The sequence below is a fragment of the Pseudomonas sp. NBRC 111130 genome (assembly GCF_001320485.1).
Lineage (GTDB): Bacteria > Pseudomonadota > Gammaproteobacteria > Pseudomonadales > Pseudomonadaceae > Aquipseudomonas > Aquipseudomonas vlassakiae.
The window spans coordinates 16151-34829 of record NZ_BCBG01000052.1 but is presented as its reverse complement, the minus strand read 5'-3'; the positions used below and the strand labels follow the sequence as shown (position 1 = coordinate 34829).

The 18679-nt window shown below is 63.5% G+C and carries 16 protein-coding genes; 6 read left to right on the top strand and 10 right to left on the bottom strand.

The features are described 5' to 3' along the window. Positions 1–30: 30 nt before the first annotated feature. The 3 genes from APH33_RS20055 (at position 31) to APH33_RS20045 (ending at position 3218) form a co-directional block, all read left to right on the top strand. Entirely contained in the window at positions 31–918 is an 888-nt protein-coding gene (locus tag APH33_RS20055; RefSeq protein WP_082433667.1) for a LysR substrate-binding domain-containing protein, read from the top strand. 93 nt (positions 919–1011) lie between these two features. Further along, positions 1012–2121, top strand: coding sequence for an agmatine deiminase (gene aguA / locus APH33_RS20050; RefSeq protein ID WP_054886830.1), 1110 nt, complete (start codon positions 1012–1014; stop codon positions 2119–2121). Continuing rightward, the gene (locus APH33_RS20045) at positions 2121–3218 is read left to right on the top strand and encodes an extracellular solute-binding protein (RefSeq protein ID WP_054886829.1); all 1098 of its coding nucleotides are present in this window, start codon (positions 2121–2123) and stop codon (positions 3216–3218) included. The genes aguA and APH33_RS20045 overlap by 1 nt, the downstream gene beginning before the upstream one ends. A gap of 128 nt (positions 3219–3346) precedes the next feature. On the opposite strand, the gene APH33_RS20040 is transcribed toward APH33_RS20045, so the two are convergent. The 8 genes from APH33_RS20040 to APH33_RS20005 form a co-directional block, all read right to left on the bottom strand. Then, a complete protein-coding gene (locus APH33_RS20040; protein WP_054886828.1) occupies positions 3347–5305 on the bottom strand; it encodes a DNA topoisomerase III in 1959 nt (652 codons plus the stop codon). A gap of 162 nt (positions 5306–5467) precedes the next feature. After that, positions 5468–5896 carry a GNAT family N-acetyltransferase gene (locus tag APH33_RS20035; RefSeq protein WP_054886827.1) on the bottom strand — a complete coding sequence of 143 codons (429 nt, stop codon included), beginning with the start codon at positions 5894–5896 and terminating at the stop codon, positions 5468–5470. Further along, positions 5889–7055: a cupin domain-containing protein gene (locus tag APH33_RS20030; RefSeq protein ID WP_054886826.1), complete on the bottom strand. Its 1167-nt coding sequence runs from the start codon at positions 7053–7055 to the stop codon at positions 5889–5891. The genes APH33_RS20035 and APH33_RS20030 overlap by 8 nt, the downstream gene beginning before the upstream one ends. 81 nt (positions 7056–7136) lie before the next feature. Further along, entirely contained in the window at positions 7137–8507 is a 1371-nt protein-coding gene (gene purB, locus APH33_RS20025) for an adenylosuccinate lyase (protein ID WP_054886825.1), read from the bottom strand. Between the two features lie 189 nt (positions 8508–8696). Then, positions 8697–9323, bottom strand: a complete 627-nt coding sequence (gene hflD, locus APH33_RS20020; protein WP_054886824.1) for a high frequency lysogenization protein HflD — start codon at positions 9321–9323, stop codon at positions 8697–8699. After that, positions 9320–10444: a tRNA 2-thiouridine(34) synthase MnmA gene (gene mnmA, locus APH33_RS20015; RefSeq protein ID WP_054886823.1), complete on the bottom strand. Its 1125-nt coding sequence runs from the start codon at positions 10442–10444 to the stop codon at positions 9320–9322. The genes hflD and mnmA overlap by 4 nt, the downstream gene beginning before the upstream one ends. A gap of 59 nt (positions 10445–10503) precedes the next feature. Next, positions 10504–10944, bottom strand: a complete 441-nt coding sequence (locus tag APH33_RS20010; protein ID WP_054886822.1) for an NUDIX hydrolase — start codon at positions 10942–10944, stop codon at positions 10504–10506. A gap of 203 nt (positions 10945–11147) precedes the next feature. Then, on the bottom strand, positions 11148–13373 hold the full coding sequence (locus APH33_RS20005) for an NADP-dependent isocitrate dehydrogenase (RefSeq protein WP_054886821.1): 2226 nt from the start codon (positions 13371–13373) through the stop codon (positions 11148–11150). A 427-nt stretch (positions 13374–13800) separates the two neighbouring features. Here APH33_RS20005 and icd point away from each other — a divergent pair, with 427 nt between their 5' ends. After that, positions 13801–15057, top strand: coding sequence for an NADP-dependent isocitrate dehydrogenase (icd, locus tag APH33_RS20000; protein WP_054886820.1), 1257 nt, complete (start codon positions 13801–13803; stop codon positions 15055–15057). A gap of 68 nt (positions 15058–15125) precedes the next feature. Here the strand turns inward: icd and cspD are convergent, their stop codons facing one another. Then, positions 15126–15380, bottom strand: a complete 255-nt coding sequence (gene cspD / locus APH33_RS19995; protein WP_054886819.1) for a cold shock domain-containing protein CspD — start codon at positions 15378–15380, stop codon at positions 15126–15128. A 230-nt stretch (positions 15381–15610) separates the two neighbouring features. On the opposite strand from cspD, the gene clpS reads away from it, so the two are divergent. Beyond that, entirely contained in the window at positions 15611–15973 is a 363-nt protein-coding gene (gene clpS / locus APH33_RS19990) for an ATP-dependent Clp protease adapter ClpS (protein WP_016488124.1), read from the top strand. 30 nt (positions 15974–16003) lie between these two features. Next, complete coding sequence (gene clpA / locus APH33_RS19985) at positions 16004–18274, top strand: ATP-dependent Clp protease ATP-binding subunit ClpA (protein ID WP_054886818.1); 2271 nt, start codon at positions 16004–16006, stop codon at positions 18272–18274. A gap of 182 nt (positions 18275–18456) precedes the next feature. Here the strand turns inward: clpA and infA are convergent, their stop codons facing one another. Further along, positions 18457–18675 carry a translation initiation factor IF-1 gene (gene infA, locus APH33_RS19980; RefSeq protein WP_002553999.1) on the bottom strand — a complete coding sequence of 73 codons (219 nt, stop codon included), beginning with the start codon at positions 18673–18675 and terminating at the stop codon, positions 18457–18459. Positions 18676–18679 lie beyond the last annotated feature (4 nt).

Here is an 18679-nt window from a genome sequence, read left to right as displayed (position 1 = left end):
GCAGCCCCCGAGGCCCTGACAGGAAAAACAATGCGCCGCCTGCCTTCCCTGACTGCCCTGCGCACTTTCGAATGCGCCGCCCGCCATGGCCACTTCGGCCGTGCCGCCGCCGAGCTGTGCGTTACCGACAGCGCCGTCAGCCACCAGATTCGCCAGCTCGAAGAGCAGCTCGGCGTCGCCCTGTTCGAGCGCGTCGGCCGCCAGGTGCGCCCCAGTGCCGAAGCCGAACGCCTGCTGCATCACCTGCAACAGGCCTTCGAGCTGATCGGCAAGGCCTGTGATGAACTGCGCGACCCGGCATCGCAAGCGGTACTGAGGGTGGCGGTCACAGCGGAGCTGGCGCAGAAATGGCTGGTCGCGCGCCTGGCCGATTTCAGCAGCCGTTACCCGCACATCACCCTGCACCTGCACGATCAGCCGATCGATGCCGGCGCCCCGGCGCTGGACGTCGACCTGGCCATCACCTACGGCACCAGCGCCCTGGACGCGAGCACCCACTTCGTCCGGCCGCTGCCACTGCTGCAGTTCTTCCCCGTCTGCAGCCCGGGCCTGTTCAACCAGGGCGGGCTCAAGCGCCCGCGTGACCTGGTGCGCCACTGCCTGTTGCACGATGACCAGGACGGTCGCACCTGGACCACCTGGCTGGCCACTCACGCCGACGACGCCTTGCCCACCCGTCAGCTGTACTTCCCCCATGCCGCGCTGGCGCTGGAGGCTGCGCTGCTGGGGCAGGGCGTGGCGATGGGCGACAACCTGACCTGCCAGGCCGACCTGCAGAGCGGCCGGTTGGTGCGCCCGTTCAGTGCCAGCGTGACGGCCCAGGGGCAATACGCGCTGGTGTGCGAACGGCTGCGCCTTGAGCGGGCACCGGTGGCTGACTTCATCGAATGGTTCATCGAACAGCTGGGCGATAGCTGAATTGAATTCAGCTATCGCTGAGTATTCATCGTTGGATGCCGCAAGCGGGGCGGCGTAGCGTGCAGCCATCACCCACCGATACGAGGTTGACCCATGGCACGTTCGCTCACCACCACCCCCAAGGCCGATGGCTTCCGCCTGCCCGGCGAATTCGAGCGCAAGGCGGGTTGCTGGCTCGGCTGGCCAGAGCGCCCGGATGTCTGGCGCAATGGCGCCAAGCCTGCGCAGAAGGTCTGGGTCGAGATCGTCACGGCAATCGCCTCCAGCGAGCCGGTCACGGTCTGCGCCTCCGCTGGCCAGTACGTCAATGCCCGGCGCCTGCTGCCACCGCAGGTCCGGGTAGTGGAAATGACCTGCAACGACACCTGGTTCCGTGACAGCGGTGCTTGCTTCGTGGTCAATGACAACAGTGGTGAAGTGCGTGGCGTCGACTTCGAGTTCAACGCCTATGGCGGGCTCGATGGCGGCCTCTACTACCCGTGGGACAAGGACGACCAGATCGCCCAGAAAATCCTCGAGATCGAAGGCCTGGACCGCTATCGCGCGCCGCTGATCGCCGAGCTTGGCGGCATCCAGAGCGACGGCCAGGGCAGCCTGCTGACCACCGAGCAATGCCTGCTGAACCGCAACCGCAACGCCCACCTGGGCAAGGCCGAGGTGACCCGTCGCCTTGAAGACTATCTGGGGGCCGAGCAGGTGATCTGGCTGCCGCGTGGCTGCAAGTTCGACGAGACCGATGGCCACGTCGACGACCTGGCCTGCTTTGTGCGCCCCGGTGAAGTGGTGCTGCAATGGACCGATAACCGTGACGACCCGCAGTGGGAAATCTACCAGGAGGCCTACGACATCCTGCGCAGCACCCGCGATACCCGTGGCCGTGAACTGAAGGTGCACAAGCTGCCGCAACCCGACGTGCTGCAATGGACGGCCGAAGAGGCCGCAGGGCTGGACCAGGTCGAAGGCACTCACCTGCGCGCGGCCGGCACCCAGATCTGTGCTTCGTACATCAACTACTACGCGGGCAACTCGGCCATCGTCGTGCCGCTGTTTGGCGATCGCAATGACGCAATTGCCCAGGCGACACTGGCCGAGTTGTTCCCCGAGCACCGCATTATCGGTATCGAGAACTCCCGCGAGATCCTGCTCGGTGGCGGCAACGTCGCCTGCATCACCATGCCGCAATACGCTGGAGGCCGCCGCTGATGAAGCCGAGCGCACTCACCCTTGCGCTCGCCCTGGGCTGCGCCGCCTCGGCGGCCCAGGCTGCCGACGCACAACAGCCGACCGTGAACCTGTACATCTGGGGCGAGTACCTTGCCCCCGATACCTTGACCCGGTTCGAAAAGGAAACCGGCATTCGTGTGGTGGCCGACCACTTCGACTCGCTGGAAACCGCCGAGACCAAGCTGCTGACCGGTGGCAGTGGCTACGACGTGGTGCTCACCGCCGGCCAGCACCTGAGCCGGGCCATTGCCAGCGGCGCCCTGCAGCCGCTGGACAAAGCCCAGCTACCGCACCTGGCCGGGGTGGGTGAAGAGTTCCGCCAGCACATGGCCTTGTTCGACCCGGGTAACCGCTATGCCGGGACCTATGCCTGGGGCACCACCGGGGTGGGCTACCAGCAGCAGGCGGTGAAGGCACGCATGGGCGATGCACCGCTGGACAGCTGGGCGATGCTGTTCGACCCGCAGGTGGTGGCGAAATTCGCCGACTGCGGGGTGAGTCTGCTCAACGACCCCAACGAAGTGTTCGCCGCAGTGATGCGCTACATGGGCCTGGACATCAACCAGCAGCGCCTTGAGGACCTGAAGGCGGCGGAGGTGCAACTGCGCAAGGTGCGCCCGTACATTCGCTACTTCGACAACGACCGCAACATCAACGACCTGGCCAATGGCGAAACCTGCGTGGCGATGTCGTGGAACGGCAACGTGGCCATCGCCGAAGGGCAGGCGCAGCAGGCGGGCAAGGCGTTTGTGCTGGACTACAGCATTCCGAAGGAGGGCACGTTGATCTGGCTGGATGCGCTGGTGGTGCCCAAGGATGCGCCGCACCCGGATGCCGCGTGGAAACTGGTGGATTACCTGATGCGGCCGGATGTGATCGCGCCGATTACCGACACCATTCACTACGCCAACGCGATTACGGCGGCGGATGGGCTGGTGGACGCGCAGATCCGCAATGCGCCGGGGACCTATCCGTCGGCTGAGGTGCGGGCGCGGTTGTATGGCAAGAATGATAATGGCAAGGCGTTCAACCGCGAGTTGACCCGGGCATTCAGCCGGCTGAAGAGTGGGACTTAGAATTTGTGGTGGCTGTACCGGCCTCTTCGCGGCTAAAGCCGCTCCCACAGGGATAGCACCGCCTTCGGCATCTATGCAGTACCTGTGGGAGCGCTTTAGCCGCGAAGGAGGCCGGCACAAGCGCTGCATCAGCCAGAGGCCTTGCGCCGTGGCTGCCGCGGCTTGCTGGCAGCTGGTTTGCCATCAGACGCCTTGCCTTTACTGGTAGTGCGCCGCTTCTTCTTCCAAGGCGCCGCCTTGCCCACCGCCGGCCCGGTAATGGTCATGCGCATCCCGCGGCAACGCTCCACCAGCTTGCCCATCCACGCCGACTGCCGGGTGACGAACTCTTCAAGGCTCATCTCGCCGCTCTGCACCATGTCCAGTGCCTGTTCCCAGATGGCCGTGGTACCAGGGTCGGCAATGGCGCGGGGCACGGCGTCAATCAGGCTGAACGCGGCAGGGGTGGCAGACAGTGCCTTGCCGTTCTTCACCAGATAACCGCGGTCGAGCAAGCCCTGGATGATGCTGGCACGGGTGGCTTCGGTGCCGATGCCGGTGGTTTCCTTGAGCTTCTGTTTCAGCCGTGGGTCGTCCACCAGCTTGGCGACGTTCTTCATCGCCTTGATCAGGTCGCCTTCGGTAAACGGTTTCGGTGGCTGGGTCCACAGGTCCTTCAGTTGCACATCATGCACGTTGCAGTCCTGGCCTTCGCGCAGGGCCGGCAGCACCTGGGCTGGCTGGGCCTCGCGGCCCTTGGCCGGGGTCAGCGCTTCGGGGAGGGCGCGGCGCCAGCCGGGTTGGACGATCTGCTTGCCGACGGCGCGCAGGGCATGGCCGGCGCAGTCGAACTCGACCTGGGTGCGATCGTACTCGTGGTTGGGTAGAAACTGCGCCAGGTAGCGGGCACGAATCAGGGTATAGACAGCCTTGTGCTTGGCCGGCAGGCGTGCCGGGTCGCTGGCGGCTGCCGTGGGGATGATGCCGTGGTGGGCGCTGACCTTGGCGTCGTTCCAGGCGCGGGAGCGGCGCTGTGGCTCAAGGTGGGCTTGCAGCGGCGCCAGGCTGGCGTCCGCCCGCTGCAGCGCCGCGAGGATGGCTGGCGCCTCGCTGTGCTGGCTGACGGGCAGGTAGCCGCAGTCGCTGCGCGGGTAGGTGATCAGCTTGTGGGTTTCGTACAGCGCCTGGGCGATGTCGAGGGTTTCCTGGGCGCCGAGGCCGAACTTTTTCGAGCACAGCTCCTGCAGGGTGCCCAGGTCGAAGGGCAGCGGTGCGGCCTCGCGCACGCGCTCGGTGGCGACTTTCAATACCCGCGCCGTACCGGCATCTTGCATGTCGCCAGCAGCCTGTCGGGCGAGCGCCTGGTTCAGGCAGCGGCCCTGGTCGTCGCAGGTGTCTTCCGGTGCGCGCCACTGGGCGTTGAAAGACTGGCCGGCACTTTCCAGCTGGACATCGATGGCCCAGAACGGCACGGGCACGAAATCAGCGATGCTGCGGTCGCGGTCGACCACCAGGCGCAGGGTAGGGGTTTGCACCCGCCCCACTGGCAGCACGCCCTGGTAGCCGGATTGGCGGCCGAGCAGGGTGAACAGCCGGCTCATGTTCATGCCGATCAGCCAGTCGGCGCGGGAGCGGCCCAGGGCCGAATGGTAGAGGTTGAAGGTTTGCTGGCCGGGCAGCAGGCGCGCCAGGGCCTTGCGGATCGAAGCGTCGTCCAGGGCCGACAGCCACAGGCGCTGGATCGGGCCGCGGTAGCGGCAGTGCTCGACCAGCTCGCGGGCAATCATTTCACCTTCGCGGTCGGCGTCGGTGGCGATCACCAGTTCGCGGGCTTCGCCGAGCAGGCGCTTGACCGCCTTGAACTGGCTGGCGGTCTTGGGCTTGACCAGCATCTTCCACTTTGCCGGGATGATCGGCAGGTCGGCCAGGTTCCAGCGCTTGTAGCGGTCGTCGTAGCTGTCGGGCGGGGCGGTTTCCAGCAGGTGGCCGATGCACCAGGTCACGCAGACGTCGGTGCCCTGCCAGCAGCCGTCGGCCTTGCGGTTGGCGCCGAGCACCTTGGCGATGTCTTTGGCCTGGGAGGGTTTTTCGCAGAGGAACAGGCGCATGGCCGGGAACGCTTCATCGGGGAATGATGGGCACTAGGATGCGCAAGCAGGGGCGCGGAGGCAAGTTTTATCTGGATGGATGTACAGGTTTTTGTGAGGGGGAGTGTCTTTACCTGTGCTGGCCTCTTCGCGGGCATGCCCGCGAAGAGGCCAGTGCAGGTTTCAGGCGCGCGAGTCGCGTACCATGTCCACGTGCGGAATGCCGGCTTCGAGGAACTCCTCGCTGACTACGCGAAAGCCCAGGCGCTCGTAGAACGGCGTGGCATGCACCTGTGCACTGAGCATCTGCTGCTTCAGGTCACGGTTCTGCGCTTCGACGATCACTGCATTCATCAGTGCATCGCCGACCTTCAACCCACGCCAGTCCTTGAGCACCGAGACCCGGCCAATGGTGCCGTCAGGCAGCAGGCGAGCCGTGCCGATCGGATAGTCGCCTTCCAGCGCCAGGAAGTGTGCGGCGCCCGGATCGTCCGAATCCCACTCCAGCTCTGGTGGTACATGCTGCTCGGCAATGAACACGGCTTCGCGGATACGGCGGATATCAGCGTTATCCTTGTGCCAGTCGGCAAGGCGCACACGAATCTTATTCATTGGCGAATCCCAGGCTTCCTTGTTTGATCAGCTGCTGGACCAGCATAAGGCCATCTTCATCCTGCAACCACTGCTCAAGGTTGTCGATGTGTAGCGCATCGGCCGAGCACACCAGCTTCAGCAGCTCGCGCAGCTTGGCCGGCAGTGGGCAGCTACGGCCGCTGGCGAACAGCATCAGGTCGTCGCCGAGTTCGGACCAGGCCAGCCGCGCGCTCGGGTTGCGGATCAGGATGGCGCCGTCTTCCAGGGCTTCGATCAGCTCGTCTTCGTCCATTTCTTCACCGACCACCTGTTCCGGGTAGCGCGGCTCGGTCATGAACTGGCCGAACCAGGTCAGCAGCAGGTCCTTGTCGTTGGTGTGCTTGTCGATCAACGCCTTGAGGCGGTCGAGGGCATCGTGCTGGATCTGGTGCGGGTCGCTGGCAGGTTGCGCGTCGGCGTCGCTGTAGCGCTCTTCGTCCGGCAGGAACTGGCCGAGGAAATCGGTGAAGTGGGTCAGCACTTCGGCGGCGCTTGGGGCGCGGAAGCCGACCGAGTAGGTCAGGCAGTTGTCCACGGCGACGCCGTAGTGGGCCAGGCGCGGCGGCAGGTAGAGCATGTCGCCCGGCTCCAGCGTCCATTCGCCGCTCTGTTCGAATTCGGCCAGGATGCGCAGGTCGGCGTGCTCAAGCAGCGGGCTGTCGCTGTTGCACATCTGGCCGATTTTCCAGTTACGCTCGCCATGGCCCTGGAGCAGGAACACGTCGTAATTGTCGAAGTGCGGGCCGACACTGCCCCCTGGGGTGGCGAAGCTGATCATCACGTCATCGATACGCCAGCTCGGCAGGAAGCGGAAGTGCTCGAGCAGCTCGGCGACTTCCGGGACGAACTGGTCGACGGCCTGCACCAGCAGGGTCCAGTCTTTCTCCGGCAGTTCGGCAAAGGTGTCTTCGCTGAACGGCCCGCGGCGCAGCTCCCACGGGTGGGCGCCGTGTTCGAGGACGATGCGCGACTCGACTTCCTCTTCCAGGGCCAGGCCGGCCAGCTCGTCGGGGTCGATCGGGCTTTCGAAGTCCGGGAAGGCCTGGCGCACCAGCAGCGGCTTCTTCTGCCAGTAGTCGCGCATGAATTCGCGGGCCGAGATGCCGCCGAGCAGCTGCAGTGGAGTATCAGGATTCATGTTCAACCTATTGAAAAAACGTAATTTTCGTCCGCGAATAAAAACGCCCGGCCAGGCCGGGCGTTGAACGCGACGGTCAGCTTAGATGCGTTTGGCCTGGGCTGCCGCGTTACCGATGTAGGTAGCGGGGGTCAGCAGCTTCAGCTCGGCCTTGGCGTCGGCCGGCATGTCGAGGCCGTCGATGAAGGTCAGCAGCGCTTCTGGCGTGATGCCCTTGCCACGGGTCAGTTCCTTGAGCTTCTCGTAGGGGTTCTCGATGTTGAAGCGGCGCATCACGGTCTGGATCGGCTCGGCGAGGACTTCCCAGCAGGCGTCCAGGTCGGCGGCGATGCGGGCTTGGTTGACTTCCAGCTTGCCGATGCCTTTCAGGCTGGCTTCGTAGGCGATGACGCTGTGAGCGAAGCCCACGCCCAGGTTGCGCAGCACGGTGGAGTCGGTCAGGTCACGCTGCCAGCGCGAGATCGGCAGCTTGCTGGCCAGGTGCTGGAACAGTGCGTTGGCTATCCCTAAGTTGCCTTCGGAGTTTTCGAAGTCGATCGGGTTGACCTTGTGCGGCATGGTCGACGAGCCGATTTCGCCAGCCACGGTCTTCTGCTTGAAGTAGCCCAGCGAGATATAGCCCCAGACGTCGCGGTCGAAGTCGATGAGGATGGTGTTGAAGCGAGCGATCGCGTCGAACAGCTCGGCGATGTAGTCGTGCGGCTCGATCTGGGTGGTGTACGGGTTGAACTGCAGGCCCAGCTCGTCTTCGATGAAGGCGCGGGCGTTCTGTTCCCAGTCGATCTGCGAGTAAGCCGACAGGTGGGCGTTGTAGTTGCCCACGGCGCCGTTGATCTTGCCCAGCAGCGGCACGGCGGCAACCTGGGCGATCTGGCGCTCCAGGCGGTACACGACGTTGGCCAGCTCTTTGCCCAGGGTGGTCGGCGAAGCCGGCTGGCCGTGGGTGCGCGAGAGCATCGGCACGTCGGCATGGGCATGGGCCAGGGCGCGGATGGCGTCGGCGATCTGGCGCATCAGCGGCAGCAGCACATCGTCACGGCCGGCGCGCAGCATCAGGGCGTGGGACAGGTTGTTGATGTCCTCGCTGGTGCAGGCGAAGTGGATGAACTCGCTGACCTTGGCCAGCTCAGGCAGCTTGGCGGCCTGCTCCTTGAGGAGGTATTCGATCGCCTTGACGTCGTGGTTGGTGGTGCGCTCGATTTCCTTGACGCGTTCGGCGTGCTCGAGCTTGAAGTCGGTGGCCAGGCTGTCCAGCAGGGCGTTGGCTTCGGCGGAGAACGCCGGCACTTCGCCGATCTGCGGGTGGGCGGCCAGGCGCTGCAGCCAGCGCACTTCGACCAGGGCGCGGAAACGGATCAGGCCGAATTCGCTGAAAATGGGGCGCAAGGCCTGGGTTTTGCCGGCGTAACGGCCGTCTACAGGGGAAACCGCAGTGAGCGAAGAAAGCTGCATGGGGTGTTCTCGGACAGTCAGGCTTTTGGAAGGGCGCATATCATACATGAAAAATCCCTGTAGGAGCGGCCTTGCGTCGCGAAAGGGCTGCGCAGCAGCCCCGGCAATCTATGCTGGGGCGGCGATTCTGGGGCTGCTGCGCAGCCCTTTCGCGACGCAAGGCCGCTCCTACAGGTCCGGCGTTTTTCTTCAGGACGGTGTGCGCATCATGTCGTACAGTTCGTTGAGCAGCTTGCGCCGGCTGAACACCAACTGCCAGCGATGCCCGCCCAGCTGGCGCCACAGGCGTGCGGCGCGGATGCCGGCGAGCAGCAGGGCGCGGATCTTCGAGGCGTTGCTGGCCTGCTGCAGGAAGCGCATGTCGCCGTGCACCTGGATGCGCTGGCGCAAGGTGCTCAGGGTGTCCTGGTACAACGCGCCGCTGGACGCGATGACATTTTCATGGGCCAGGCCGAAATGGTCGGCCTGCGACTGGATTTGCGGCAGGCGGTTGCCGATGGTTTCGAGCAGGTCGCCGCGCTTGTTCAGCTGGCGCTCAAGGCCCAGCATCGACAGTGCGTAGCGCAGCGGTTCGCGTTGCAGGCTGCTGGGGTCGCGCTCGAGGGCGCCGACCAGGGCGCGGTAACCGTCGCGCAGGTTGAGGTCGTCGCCGCCGAACACCTCCAGGGTGTCCTTGGGGTCGCGCACCAGCAGGCTGCCCAGCATGCAGCCGATGTTGGCTTCGCTGGCCTGGCCGGTGCGGGCGATGCGGTCGACCAGCACGGCGGCCTGGAACACGCCGCCCAGGGCAATCAGCTGCTCCTGCAGATTGCTCATGCGCGCGGGCTCCACGGCTCGGCGGTCTCGATCACGCCGCCACCCAGGCACACATCGCCGTCATAGAACACCACCGACTGGCCCGGGGTCACGGCGCGCTGCGGCTCGTCGAACACGGCGCGGTAGCCGGTTGCGGTCAGCTCCAGCGTGCATTGCTGGTCGCTCTGGCGGTAGCGCACCTTGGCGGTCAGCCGGCGCGGGCTGCTCAGGTCGACCGGGTTGACCCAGAAGATTTCCGATGCAAGCAGGGCGCGGGAGAACAGCCACGGGTGCTCGTTGCCCTGGCCGACCACCAGCACATTGCGGGTCAGGTCCTTGTGCAACACGTACCACGGCTCGTCACCGGCGTCCTTCAGGCCGCCTATGCCCAAGCCTTGGCGCTGGCCGATGGTGTGGTACATCAGGCCGTGGTGGCGACCGATCACTTCACCTTCGGTGGTTTCGATGTTGCCGGGCTGGGCTGGCAGGTACTGCTTGAGGAAGTCGCTGAAGCGGCGCTCGCCGATGAAGCAGATGCCGGTGGAATCCTTTTTCTTGGCGGTGGCCAGGCCGTGTTTTTCGGCGATGGCGCGCACCTCGGGCTTTTCCAGCTCGCCGACCGGGAACAGTGTACGGGCGATTTCCTTACCGCCAACTGCATGCAGGAAGTAGCTCTGGTCCTTGTTCGGGTCCAGGCCTTTGAGCAGTTCGGTGAGCGCGCCGGAGTCGCGGCGGCGCACATAGTGGCCGGTGGCGATCAGGTCGGCACCCAGCGACAGGGCATAATCAAGGAACGCCTTGAACTTGATTTCGCGGTTGCAGAGGATGTCCGGGTTGGGCGTGCGGCCGGCCTTGTATTCCTCGAGGAAGTGCTCGAACACGTTGTCCCAGTACTCGGCAGCGAAGTTGGCGGTGTGCAGCTTGATGCCGATGCGGTCGCACACGGCCTGGGCGTCGGCCAGGTCTTCACGGGCGGTGCAGTATTCGGTGCCGTCGTCTTCTTCCCAGTTCTTCATGAACAGCCCTTCCACCTGGTAGCCCTGTTCCATGAGCAGAAGGGCAGAGACGGATGAGTCCACGCCGCCGGACATGCCGACGATGACGCGGGTCTTGGCGGGGTCTTTGAGTGCTGGGCTGGTCATGGGTACCGGTGTGTATCAAGGGGGAAAAACGCCGATTCTAGCAAAACCGGCGCGGCGCGTCAGTCACGCAGCAAGTCGAGGCTGTGCAGCGGGCCGGCGAGGTAGTCGTCGAGACAGCGCGGGACGAGTTCGCTGCGCCAGCGAGCGGGGTCGGCCAGCAGTTCTTCGCGGGTCAGCCACACGGCGCGGACAATGTCGCTGTCCAGGGCAAGGTCCTGGTGGTGGCGCACGGGGCGGGCGGCGAAGCAGATGCGCTGGTAGGTCACGCCATTGCTCGGGGCGGTGTAGAGGTAGATGCCCACCACGCCGGTGAGCTCGACTTCCCAGGCGGTTTCTTCCACGGTTTCGCGCAGGGCGGCCTGGGGCAGGGTCTCGTTGGGTTCGAGGTGGCCGGCGGGTTGGTTGAAGACGTGCTGGCCGGCTTTGAATTCTTCGACGAAGAGGAATTTGCCTTCGTGTTCGACGATGGTAGCGACGGTGATGTGCGGTTGCCAGGTCATATGCGGTGTCCTTTCAGAATGTCGGGGCCGCGTTGCGGTCCATCGCAGGCAAGCCAGCTCCCACAGGTACGGTGCAAGGCCTGGGTCATTCACAGTCCCTGTGGGAGCTGGCTTGCCTGCGATGGGCTGCGCAGCAGCCCCGGGGCCAGAAAGCACAAACCCCGGTGCGTGGCCGGGGTTTGTGCGGTTACCTCAAGCGAACCTTACAGGGCGGCAATGGCGCTGTTCAGGGTCTGGCTTGGGCGCATCACCTTGGCGGTCAGCTCGGCATCCGGGGCGTAGTAGCCACCGATGTCGGCCGGCTTGCCCTGAACGGCGTTGAGCTCGGCGACAATGGTCTCCTCGTTCTCGGTCAGGGTCTTGGCCAGTGGGGCGAAGCGCGCCTGCAGAGCGGCGTCATCGCTCTGTGCAGCCAGCGCCTGGGCCCAGTACAGGGTCAGGTAGAAGTGGCTGCCGCGGTTGTCGATACCACCGACTTTGCGCGAAGGCGACTTGTTGGTGTCGAGGAACTTGCCGGTTGCCTGGTCCAGGGTGTTGGCCAGGACCTTGGCGCGCGGGTTGTCGTAGGTGTTGCCCAGATGCTCCAGGGAAGCGGCCAGGGCCAGGAATTCACCCAGCGAGTCCCAACGCAGGAAGTTCTCTTCCACCAGCTGCTGCACGTGCTTCGGAGCCGAACCGCCGGCGCCGGTTTCGAACAGGCCACCGCCGTTCATCAGCGGCACGATCGACAGCATCTTGGCGCTGGTGCCCAGTTCCATGATCGGGAACAGGTCGGTCAGGTAGTCGCGCAGCACGTTGCCGGTCACCGAGATGGTGTCCTTGCCTTCGCGGATGCGGGCCAGGGAGAACTTGATAGCGTCGACCGGCGCCAGGACACGGATGTCCAGGCCAGTGGTGTCGTGGTCCTTCAGGTACTTCTGTACCTTCTCGATCATCACGCCGTCGTGGGCGCGGGCCGGGTCCAGCCAGAACACCGCCGGGGTGTTGCTCAGGCGGGCACGGTTGACGGCCAGCTTGACCCAGTCCTGGATCGGCGCGTCTTTGGTCTGGCACATGCGGAAGATGTCACCGGCTTCAACGTTCTGCTCCAGAACGACGTTGCCTTTGCCATCGACCACGCGTACTACGCCGTCGGCCTGAATCTGGAAGGTCTTGTCGTGGGAGCCGTACTCTTCGGCCTTCTGCGCCATCAGGCCGACGTTCGGCACGCTGCCCATGGTGGTCGGGTCGAAGGCGCCGTTGGCCTTGCAGTCTTCGATGGTGGCCTGGTAGATGCCGGCGTAGCAACGATCCGGGATGATCGCCTTGGCATCCTGCAGTTCACCGGCGCTGTTCCACATCTTGCCCGAGTCGCGGATCATCGCTGGCATCGAGGCGTCGACGATGACGTCGCTCGGCACGTGCAGGTTGGTGATGCCCTTGTCGGAGTTGACCATGGCCAGGGCTGGACGCTCGGCGTACAGGGCCTGGATGTCGGCTTCGATCTCGGCCTGCTTGTCGGCTGGCAGGTCCTTGATGCGGGCGTACAGGTCGCCGATGCCGTTGTTGGCGTTGAAGCCTACTTCAGCCAGGGCTGCTGCGTGCTTGGCCAGTACCTGGTCGTAGAACGCTTCGACGATGACGCCGAACATGATCGGGTCGGAAACCTTCATCATGGTGGCTTTCAGGTGCACCGACAGCAGTACGCCGGAGGCCTTGGCATCGGCGATCTGCTCAGTGATGAAGGCTTTCAGGGCCTTGCGGCTCATGGTGGCGCAGTCGACGATTTCGGCGGCTTTGACGGCAGTCTTGGCTTTCAGCACGGTGGTGCTGCCATCCTTGCCGACCAGCTCGATGCGCAGGTTGTCGTCTGCCTCGATCAGTGCGGCTTTTTCGCTGCCGTAGAAGTCGCCGTTGTTCATGTGGGCAACGTGCGACTTCGAGTCGGCGGCCCAGGCGCCCATCTTGTGCGGGTGCTTGCGGGCGTAGTTCTTGACCGAAAGCGGGGCGCGGCGGTCGGAGTTGCCTTCGCGCAGCACTGGGTTCACGGCCGAACCCTTGATGCGGTCGTAGCGTGCGCGGGATTCTTTCTCGGCCTCGGTGGATGGCTCGTCGGCGTAGTCAGGGATGTTGAAGCCCTTGCCCTGCAGTTCCTTGATCGCGGCCTTGAGCTGCGGTACCGAGGCGCTGATGTTCGGCAGCTTGATGATGTTGGCTTCAGGAGTGGTAGCCAGCTGACCCAGTTCCGCCAGGTGATCGCCTACTTGCTTCTCTGCGCCCAGTTGCTCCGGGAAGGCGGCAAGGATACGGCCAGCCAGGGAGATGTCGCGAGTTTCGACGGCGATGTCAGCGGAAGCGGTGAAGGCTTCGATGATCGGCAGCAGCGAGTAGGTGGCGAGGGCGGGGGCTTCGTCGGTGAAGGTATAGATGATCTTGGAACGGGTGGGCATGCGGGTTAACTCTCTGTGTGCTGAGCGTGCTCGAGTCTCGTGGTGCGCAGGGTAGGCGCATCGCCCTGGCAACGCCATGAGCGGAAAGTCGAGAGGCTGCGAGCGGTGATGGTGGATGCATCAGTCGAGCGTCAATGCTGAGCTGCGGTAACAGTCCAGACTTTTCTGGCCAGGCTTGATGGCCATTCCTGGCCAAGGGCGGTCCGCATTTTCCTGGGATTCGCCCCGATGACCCTTCGGTCGCGGCGGAGTATACCAAACCATTCGGGCTAATCAGCAAGGCGAAGTGACATCGGTGCCATTTATAAGACCAAAGACGTAGGGGCAATGTGGCGTGATGACGCACCGCTTGCAGGTCGACGGATGTGGTTTAGGCTCATTGGATCGCATGATGTCCAATCACACCCGACAGCGGAGTAGTGCAAGCATGGGATACCAGAAAATCAAGGTTCCGACCGACGGCACCAAGATCACCGTCAATGCCGACCATTCGCTCAACGTGCCCGACAACCCGATCATTCCTTATATCGAAGGTGACGGGATTGGCGTCGATGTCTCGCCAGTGATGATCAAGGTGGTCGATGCCGCCGTGCAGAAAGCCTACGGCGGCAAGCGCAAGATCGCCTGGATGGAGGTGTATGCCGGCGAGAAGGCCACCCAGGTGTACGACCAGGATACCTGGCTGCCGCAGGAGACCCTGGATGCGGTGAAGGACTACGTTGTCTCGATCAAGGGGCCGCTGACCACGCCGGTCGGCGGTGGTATCCGGTCGCTCAACGTGGCTTTGCGCCAGCAGCTCGACCTCTACGTGTGCCTGCGCCCGGTGCTGTGGTTCCAGGGCGTGCCAAGCCCGGTGAAAAAGCCAGGCGATGTCGACATGGTGATCTTCCGAGAAAACTCCGAAGACATCTATGCCGGCATCGAGTGGAAGGCCGGCTCGCCTGAAGCGAACAAGGTGATCAAGTTCCTCAAGGAGGAAATGGGTGTCACCAAGATCCGTTTCGACCAGGACTGCGGCATTGGCGTAAAGCCGGTCTCGCGCGAGGGCACCAAGCGCCTGGTACGCAAGGCCCTGCAATATGTGGTGGACAATGATCGCGAATCGCTGACCCTGGTGCACAAGGGCAACATCATGAAGTTCACCGAGGGCGCCTTCAAGGATTGGGGCTACGAGGTGGCCCGCGACGAGTTTGGTGCCGAACTGCTCGACGGCGGCCCTTGGATGAAGTTCAAGAACCCCAGGAGCGGCCGTGAAGTGATCGTCAAGGACGCCATCGCCGACGCCATGCTCCAGCAGATCCTGCTGCGCCCTGCCGAGTACGACGTGATCGCCACCCTCAACCTGAACGGTGACTACCTCTCCGATGCCCTGGCGGCGGAAGTGGGTGGCATCGGCATCGCGCCGGGCGCCAACCTGTCCGATACCGTGGCCATGTTCGAGGCTACCCATGGTACCGCCCCGAAATATGCCGGGCAGGACAAGGTCAATCCGGGCTCGGTCATCCTGTCGGCGGAGATGATGCTGCGGCACATGGGCTGGACTGAGGCGGCCGACCTGATCATCAAGGGCACCAATGGTGCGATTGCTGCCAAGACAGTGACCTACGACTTCGAGCGCTTGATGGAAGGTGCCACGCTGGTGAGTAGCTCAGGTTTTGGCGATGAAATGATCAAGCATATGTGAGGCCATGAAAAACCGGCCGCTTCTGTAAAGGAGCGGCCGGTTGTTCGTGTGTCGGCAGAGAGCAGGGATCAGGCTTGGACGGTAGTTGAGGGCTGGGATGCTCCTGTAGAGACGCTGGTGGCGGCGCTGGCGATCTTGATCGCATGCAGGCCCTTGGGGCCTTGGTGGATCTCGAACGTTACGGCTTGCCCAGCTTTGAGCGTTTTGTAACCTTCCATCTCGATCGCCGAATAGTGGGCGAACAAATCGTCGGTTTTCCCGTCTTCATTGATGAATCCGTAGCCCTTGGCATTGTTGAACCACTTGACTTTACCGCTTGCCATCCCTATGTCCCTCTGCAAAGGACTCCATCACTGGAGTATCATCCACTTCATCCGCATACGAACCTTGCGAAAAATCTGGTTGACTGCGCGGATCTTTATCGACCACGGTGGGTTCTTATTGGTTGTAACACCGTTTTGCCGTTAGTCAAGGTCAGGTGGCGCGTGCGCCAGCGGCCGCCAATGCAGTCAACCCACAACCTTAACCTGACGCTCATGATGAAATTCTTTCCATGCATGCACCCAGTGAGATTCGACTAACATTCAATCAGGATCGCCCGCAAACGAATGAGGACGACGGCTCAGGGCTTGCGGTACAGGAAGCCAAGCCGATCCTGCAGGCGCCACCGATGTACAAGGTGGTTTTATTCAACGATGACTACACGCCGATGGATTTCGTCGTCGAAGTGCTCGAAACGTTCTTCAGTCTGAACCGCGAGCTGGCGACCAAGATCATGCTGACCGTCCACACCGAAGGGCGGGCAGTGTGCGGATTGTTTACCCGTGACATCGCCGAAACGAAGGCCATGCAGGTCAACCAATACGCCAGGGAAAGCCAGCATCCGCTACTCTGTGAAATCGAGAAGGACGGTTAATCGCCGACCACTTGGGTATGAGGTGAAGCTATGTTAAACCGCGAGCTCGAAGTCACCCTCAATCTTGCCTTCAAGGAGGCCCGTTCGAAGCGTCATGAGTTCATGACCGTCGAACATCTGCTGCTGGCGCTCCTTGACAATGAGGCTGCCGCGACCGTTCTGCGCGCCTGTGGCGCGAATCTCGACAAACTCAAGCACGACCTGCAAGAGTTCATCGATTCCACTACCCCGCTGATCCCCGTCAACGACGAAGACCGCGAAACCCAGCCGACCCTGGGCTTCCAGCGGGTGCTGCAGCGTGCCGTGTTCCACGTGCAGAGTTCCGGCAAGCGCGAAGTGACCGGCGCCAATGTGCTGGTGGCGATCTTCAGCGAACAGGAAAGCCAGGCCGTGTTCCTGCTGAAACAGCAGAGCGTGGCCCGTATCGATGTGGTCAACTACATCGCCCACGGCATCTCCAAAGTGCCGGGCCATGGTTCGCATTCCGAAAGCGACCAGGACATGCAGGACGAAGAGGGTGGCGAAACCTCCTCTTCGAGCAACCCGCTGGACGCCTACGCCAGCAACCTGAACGAACTGGCCCGTGCCGGCCGGATCGACCCGCTGGTGGGTCGCGAGCAGGAAGTCGAGCGTGTGGCGCAGATTCTGGCCCGGCGGCGCAAGAACAACCCGCTGCTGGTCGGTGAGGCGGGCGTCGGCAAGACTGCCATCGCCGAAGGCCTGGCCAAACGCATCGTCGACGGCCAGGTGCCGGACCTGCTGGCGCAGAGCGTGGTCTATTCGCTGGACCTTGGCGCGCTGCTGGCGGGTACCAAATACCGCGGTGATTTCGAAAAACGCTTCAAGGCCCTGCTCGGTGAGTTGAAAAAGCGCCCGCAAGCGATTCTGTTCATCGATGAAATCCACACCATCATCGGTGCCGGTGCGGCGTCAGGCGGGGTGATGGATGCCTCCAACCTGCTCAAGCCGCTGCTGTCGTCGGGTGAGATTCGTTGCATCGGTTCGACCACCTTCCAGGAGTTCCGCGGCATCTTCGAGAAGGACCGTGCCCTGGCGCGGCGCTTCCAGAAGGTCGATGTCAGCGAGCCGTCGGTGGAGGACACCGTCGGCATCCTGCGTGGTCTGAAAGGCCGGTTCGAGAGCCACCACAACATCGAGTACAGCGATGAAGCCCTGCGCGCCGCCGCCGAGCTGGCCTCGCGCTATATCAACGATCGCCACATGCCGGACAAGGCCATTGACGTGATCGATGAAGCGGGCGCCTATCAGCGCCTGCAGCCTGAAGCCAGCCGGGTCAAGCGTATCGATGTGCCGCAGGTCGAGGACATCGTCGCCAAGATCGCGCGGATTCCGCCGAAGCACGTCACCAGTTCCGACAAGGAGTTGCTGCGTAACCTCGAGCGCGACCTGAAGCTGACCGTGTTCGGTCAGGACCAGGCCATCGACTCGCTGGCCACCGCCATCAAGCTGTCCCGGGCCGGCCTCAAGTCGCCGGACAAGCCGGTCGGTTCGTTCCTGTTCGCCGGCCCCACTGGTGTGGGCAAGACCGAAGCGGCGCGGCAGCTGGCCAAGGCGCTGGGCGTCGAGCTGGTGCGCTTCGACATGTCCGAGTACATGGAGCGTCACACCGTGTCGCGCCTGATCGGTGCGCCGCCTGGCTACGTTGGTTTCGACCAGGGTGGCCTGCTGACCGAAGCCATCACCAAGCAACCGCACTGCGTGCTGCTGCTCGACGAAATCGAGAAGGCCCACCCGGAAGTCTTCAACCTGCTGCTGCAGGTGATGGACCACGGTACCCTGACCGACAACAATGGGCGCAAGGCCGACTTCCGTAACGTGATCCTGATCATGACCACCAACGCCGGTGCCGAAACCGCCGCGCGGGCTTCGATCGGCTTCACCCATCAGGACCATGCGTCCGATGCCATGGAAGTCATCCGCAAGAGCTTCACGCCGGAGTTCCGCAACCGCCTGGACACCATCATCCAGTTTGGCCGCCTCAGCACCGAGACGATCAAGAGCATCGTCGACAAGTTCCTCATCGAGTTGCAGGCGCAGTTGGAAGACAAGCGTGTGCTGCTGGAAGTCAGCGATGCCGCCCGCGGCTGGCTGGCTGCTTCCGGCTACGACGTGCAGATGGGAGCACGGCCGATGGCGCGGCTTATCCAGGACAAGATCAAGCGGCCGCTGGCCGAAGAGATCCTGTTTGGTGAGCTGGCCGAGCACGGTGGCGTGGTGCACGTCGACCTGCGCGATGGCGAACTGGTGTTCGACTTCGAGACTACGGCTGAGGTGGCCTGACGGAGGGGCAGGGCTGTACCTGTGGGAGCGGCTTCAGCCGCGAACACCGGCGCAGCCGGTGCCATCCATCGGGTTGGGCTCTTCGCGGGTGAACCGCTGCCACAGGGCTGCGAAGTAGCCCCATACAATCTGGCAGGCACAAAAAAGCCCGGCACATGGCCGGGCTTTTTCATGGCTGGAGCTTAGCGCGCACGGTAAGTGATGCGGCCCTTGCTCAGGTCGTAAGGCGTCAGTTCGACGCGGACCTTGTCGCCAGTGAGAATGCGGATGTAGTTCTTGCGCATCTTTCCGGAGATGTGCGCGGTTACGACGTGCCCGTTTTCCAACTCCACGCGGAACATGGTGTTGGGCAGGGTGTCGACGACAGTACCTTCCATTTCGAAGCTGTCTTCTTTCGACATGCAG

Excerpts from the sequence above, each read along its gene's own strand:
- APH33_RS20010 (WP_054886822.1), bottom strand. The coding sequence starts at position 10,944 with ATGACCTGGCAACCGCACATCACCGTCGCTACCATCGTCGAACACGAA.
- mnmA (WP_054886823.1), bottom strand. The coding sequence starts at position 10,444 with ATGACCAGCCCAGCACTCAAAGACCCCGCCAAGACCCGCGTCATCGTC.
- APH33_RS20005 (WP_054886821.1), bottom strand. The coding sequence starts at position 13,373 with ATGCCCACCCGTTCCAAGATCATCTATACCTTCACCGACGAAGCCCCC.
- icd (WP_054886820.1), top strand. The coding sequence starts at position 13,801 with ATGGGATACCAGAAAATCAAGGTTCCGACCGACGGCACCAAGATCACC.
- cspD (WP_054886819.1), bottom strand. The coding sequence starts at position 15,380 with ATGGCAAGCGGTAAAGTCAAGTGGTTCAACAATGCCAAGGGCTACGGA.
- hflD (WP_054886824.1), bottom strand. The coding sequence starts at position 9,323 with ATGAGCAATCTGCAGGAGCAGCTGATTGCCCTGGGCGGCGTGTTCCAG.
- APH33_RS20040 (WP_054886828.1), bottom strand. The coding sequence starts at position 5,305 with ATGCGCCTGTTCCTCTGCGAAAAACCCTCCCAGGCCAAAGACATCGCC.
- APH33_RS20035 (WP_054886827.1), bottom strand. The coding sequence starts at position 5,896 with ATGAATAAGATTCGTGTGCGCCTTGCCGACTGGCACAAGGATAACGCT.
- purB (WP_054886825.1), bottom strand. The coding sequence starts at position 8,507 with ATGCAGCTTTCTTCGCTCACTGCGGTTTCCCCTGTAGACGGCCGTTAC.
- clpS (WP_016488124.1), top strand. The coding sequence starts at position 15,611 with ATGCATGCACCCAGTGAGATTCGACTAACATTCAATCAGGATCGCCCG.
- APH33_RS20045 (WP_054886829.1), top strand. The coding sequence starts at position 2,121 with ATGAAGCCGAGCGCACTCACCCTTGCGCTCGCCCTGGGCTGCGCCGCC.
- aguA (WP_054886830.1), top strand. The coding sequence starts at position 1,012 with ATGGCACGTTCGCTCACCACCACCCCCAAGGCCGATGGCTTCCGCCTG.
- APH33_RS20030 (WP_054886826.1), bottom strand. The coding sequence starts at position 7,055 with ATGAATCCTGATACTCCACTGCAGCTGCTCGGCGGCATCTCGGCCCGC.
- clpA (WP_054886818.1), top strand. The coding sequence starts at position 16,004 with ATGTTAAACCGCGAGCTCGAAGTCACCCTCAATCTTGCCTTCAAGGAG.
- APH33_RS20055 (WP_082433667.1), top strand. The coding sequence starts at position 31 with ATGCGCCGCCTGCCTTCCCTGACTGCCCTGCGCACTTTCGAATGCGCC.
- infA (WP_002553999.1), bottom strand. The coding sequence starts at position 18,675 with ATGTCGAAAGAAGACAGCTTCGAAATGGAAGGTACTGTCGTCGACACC.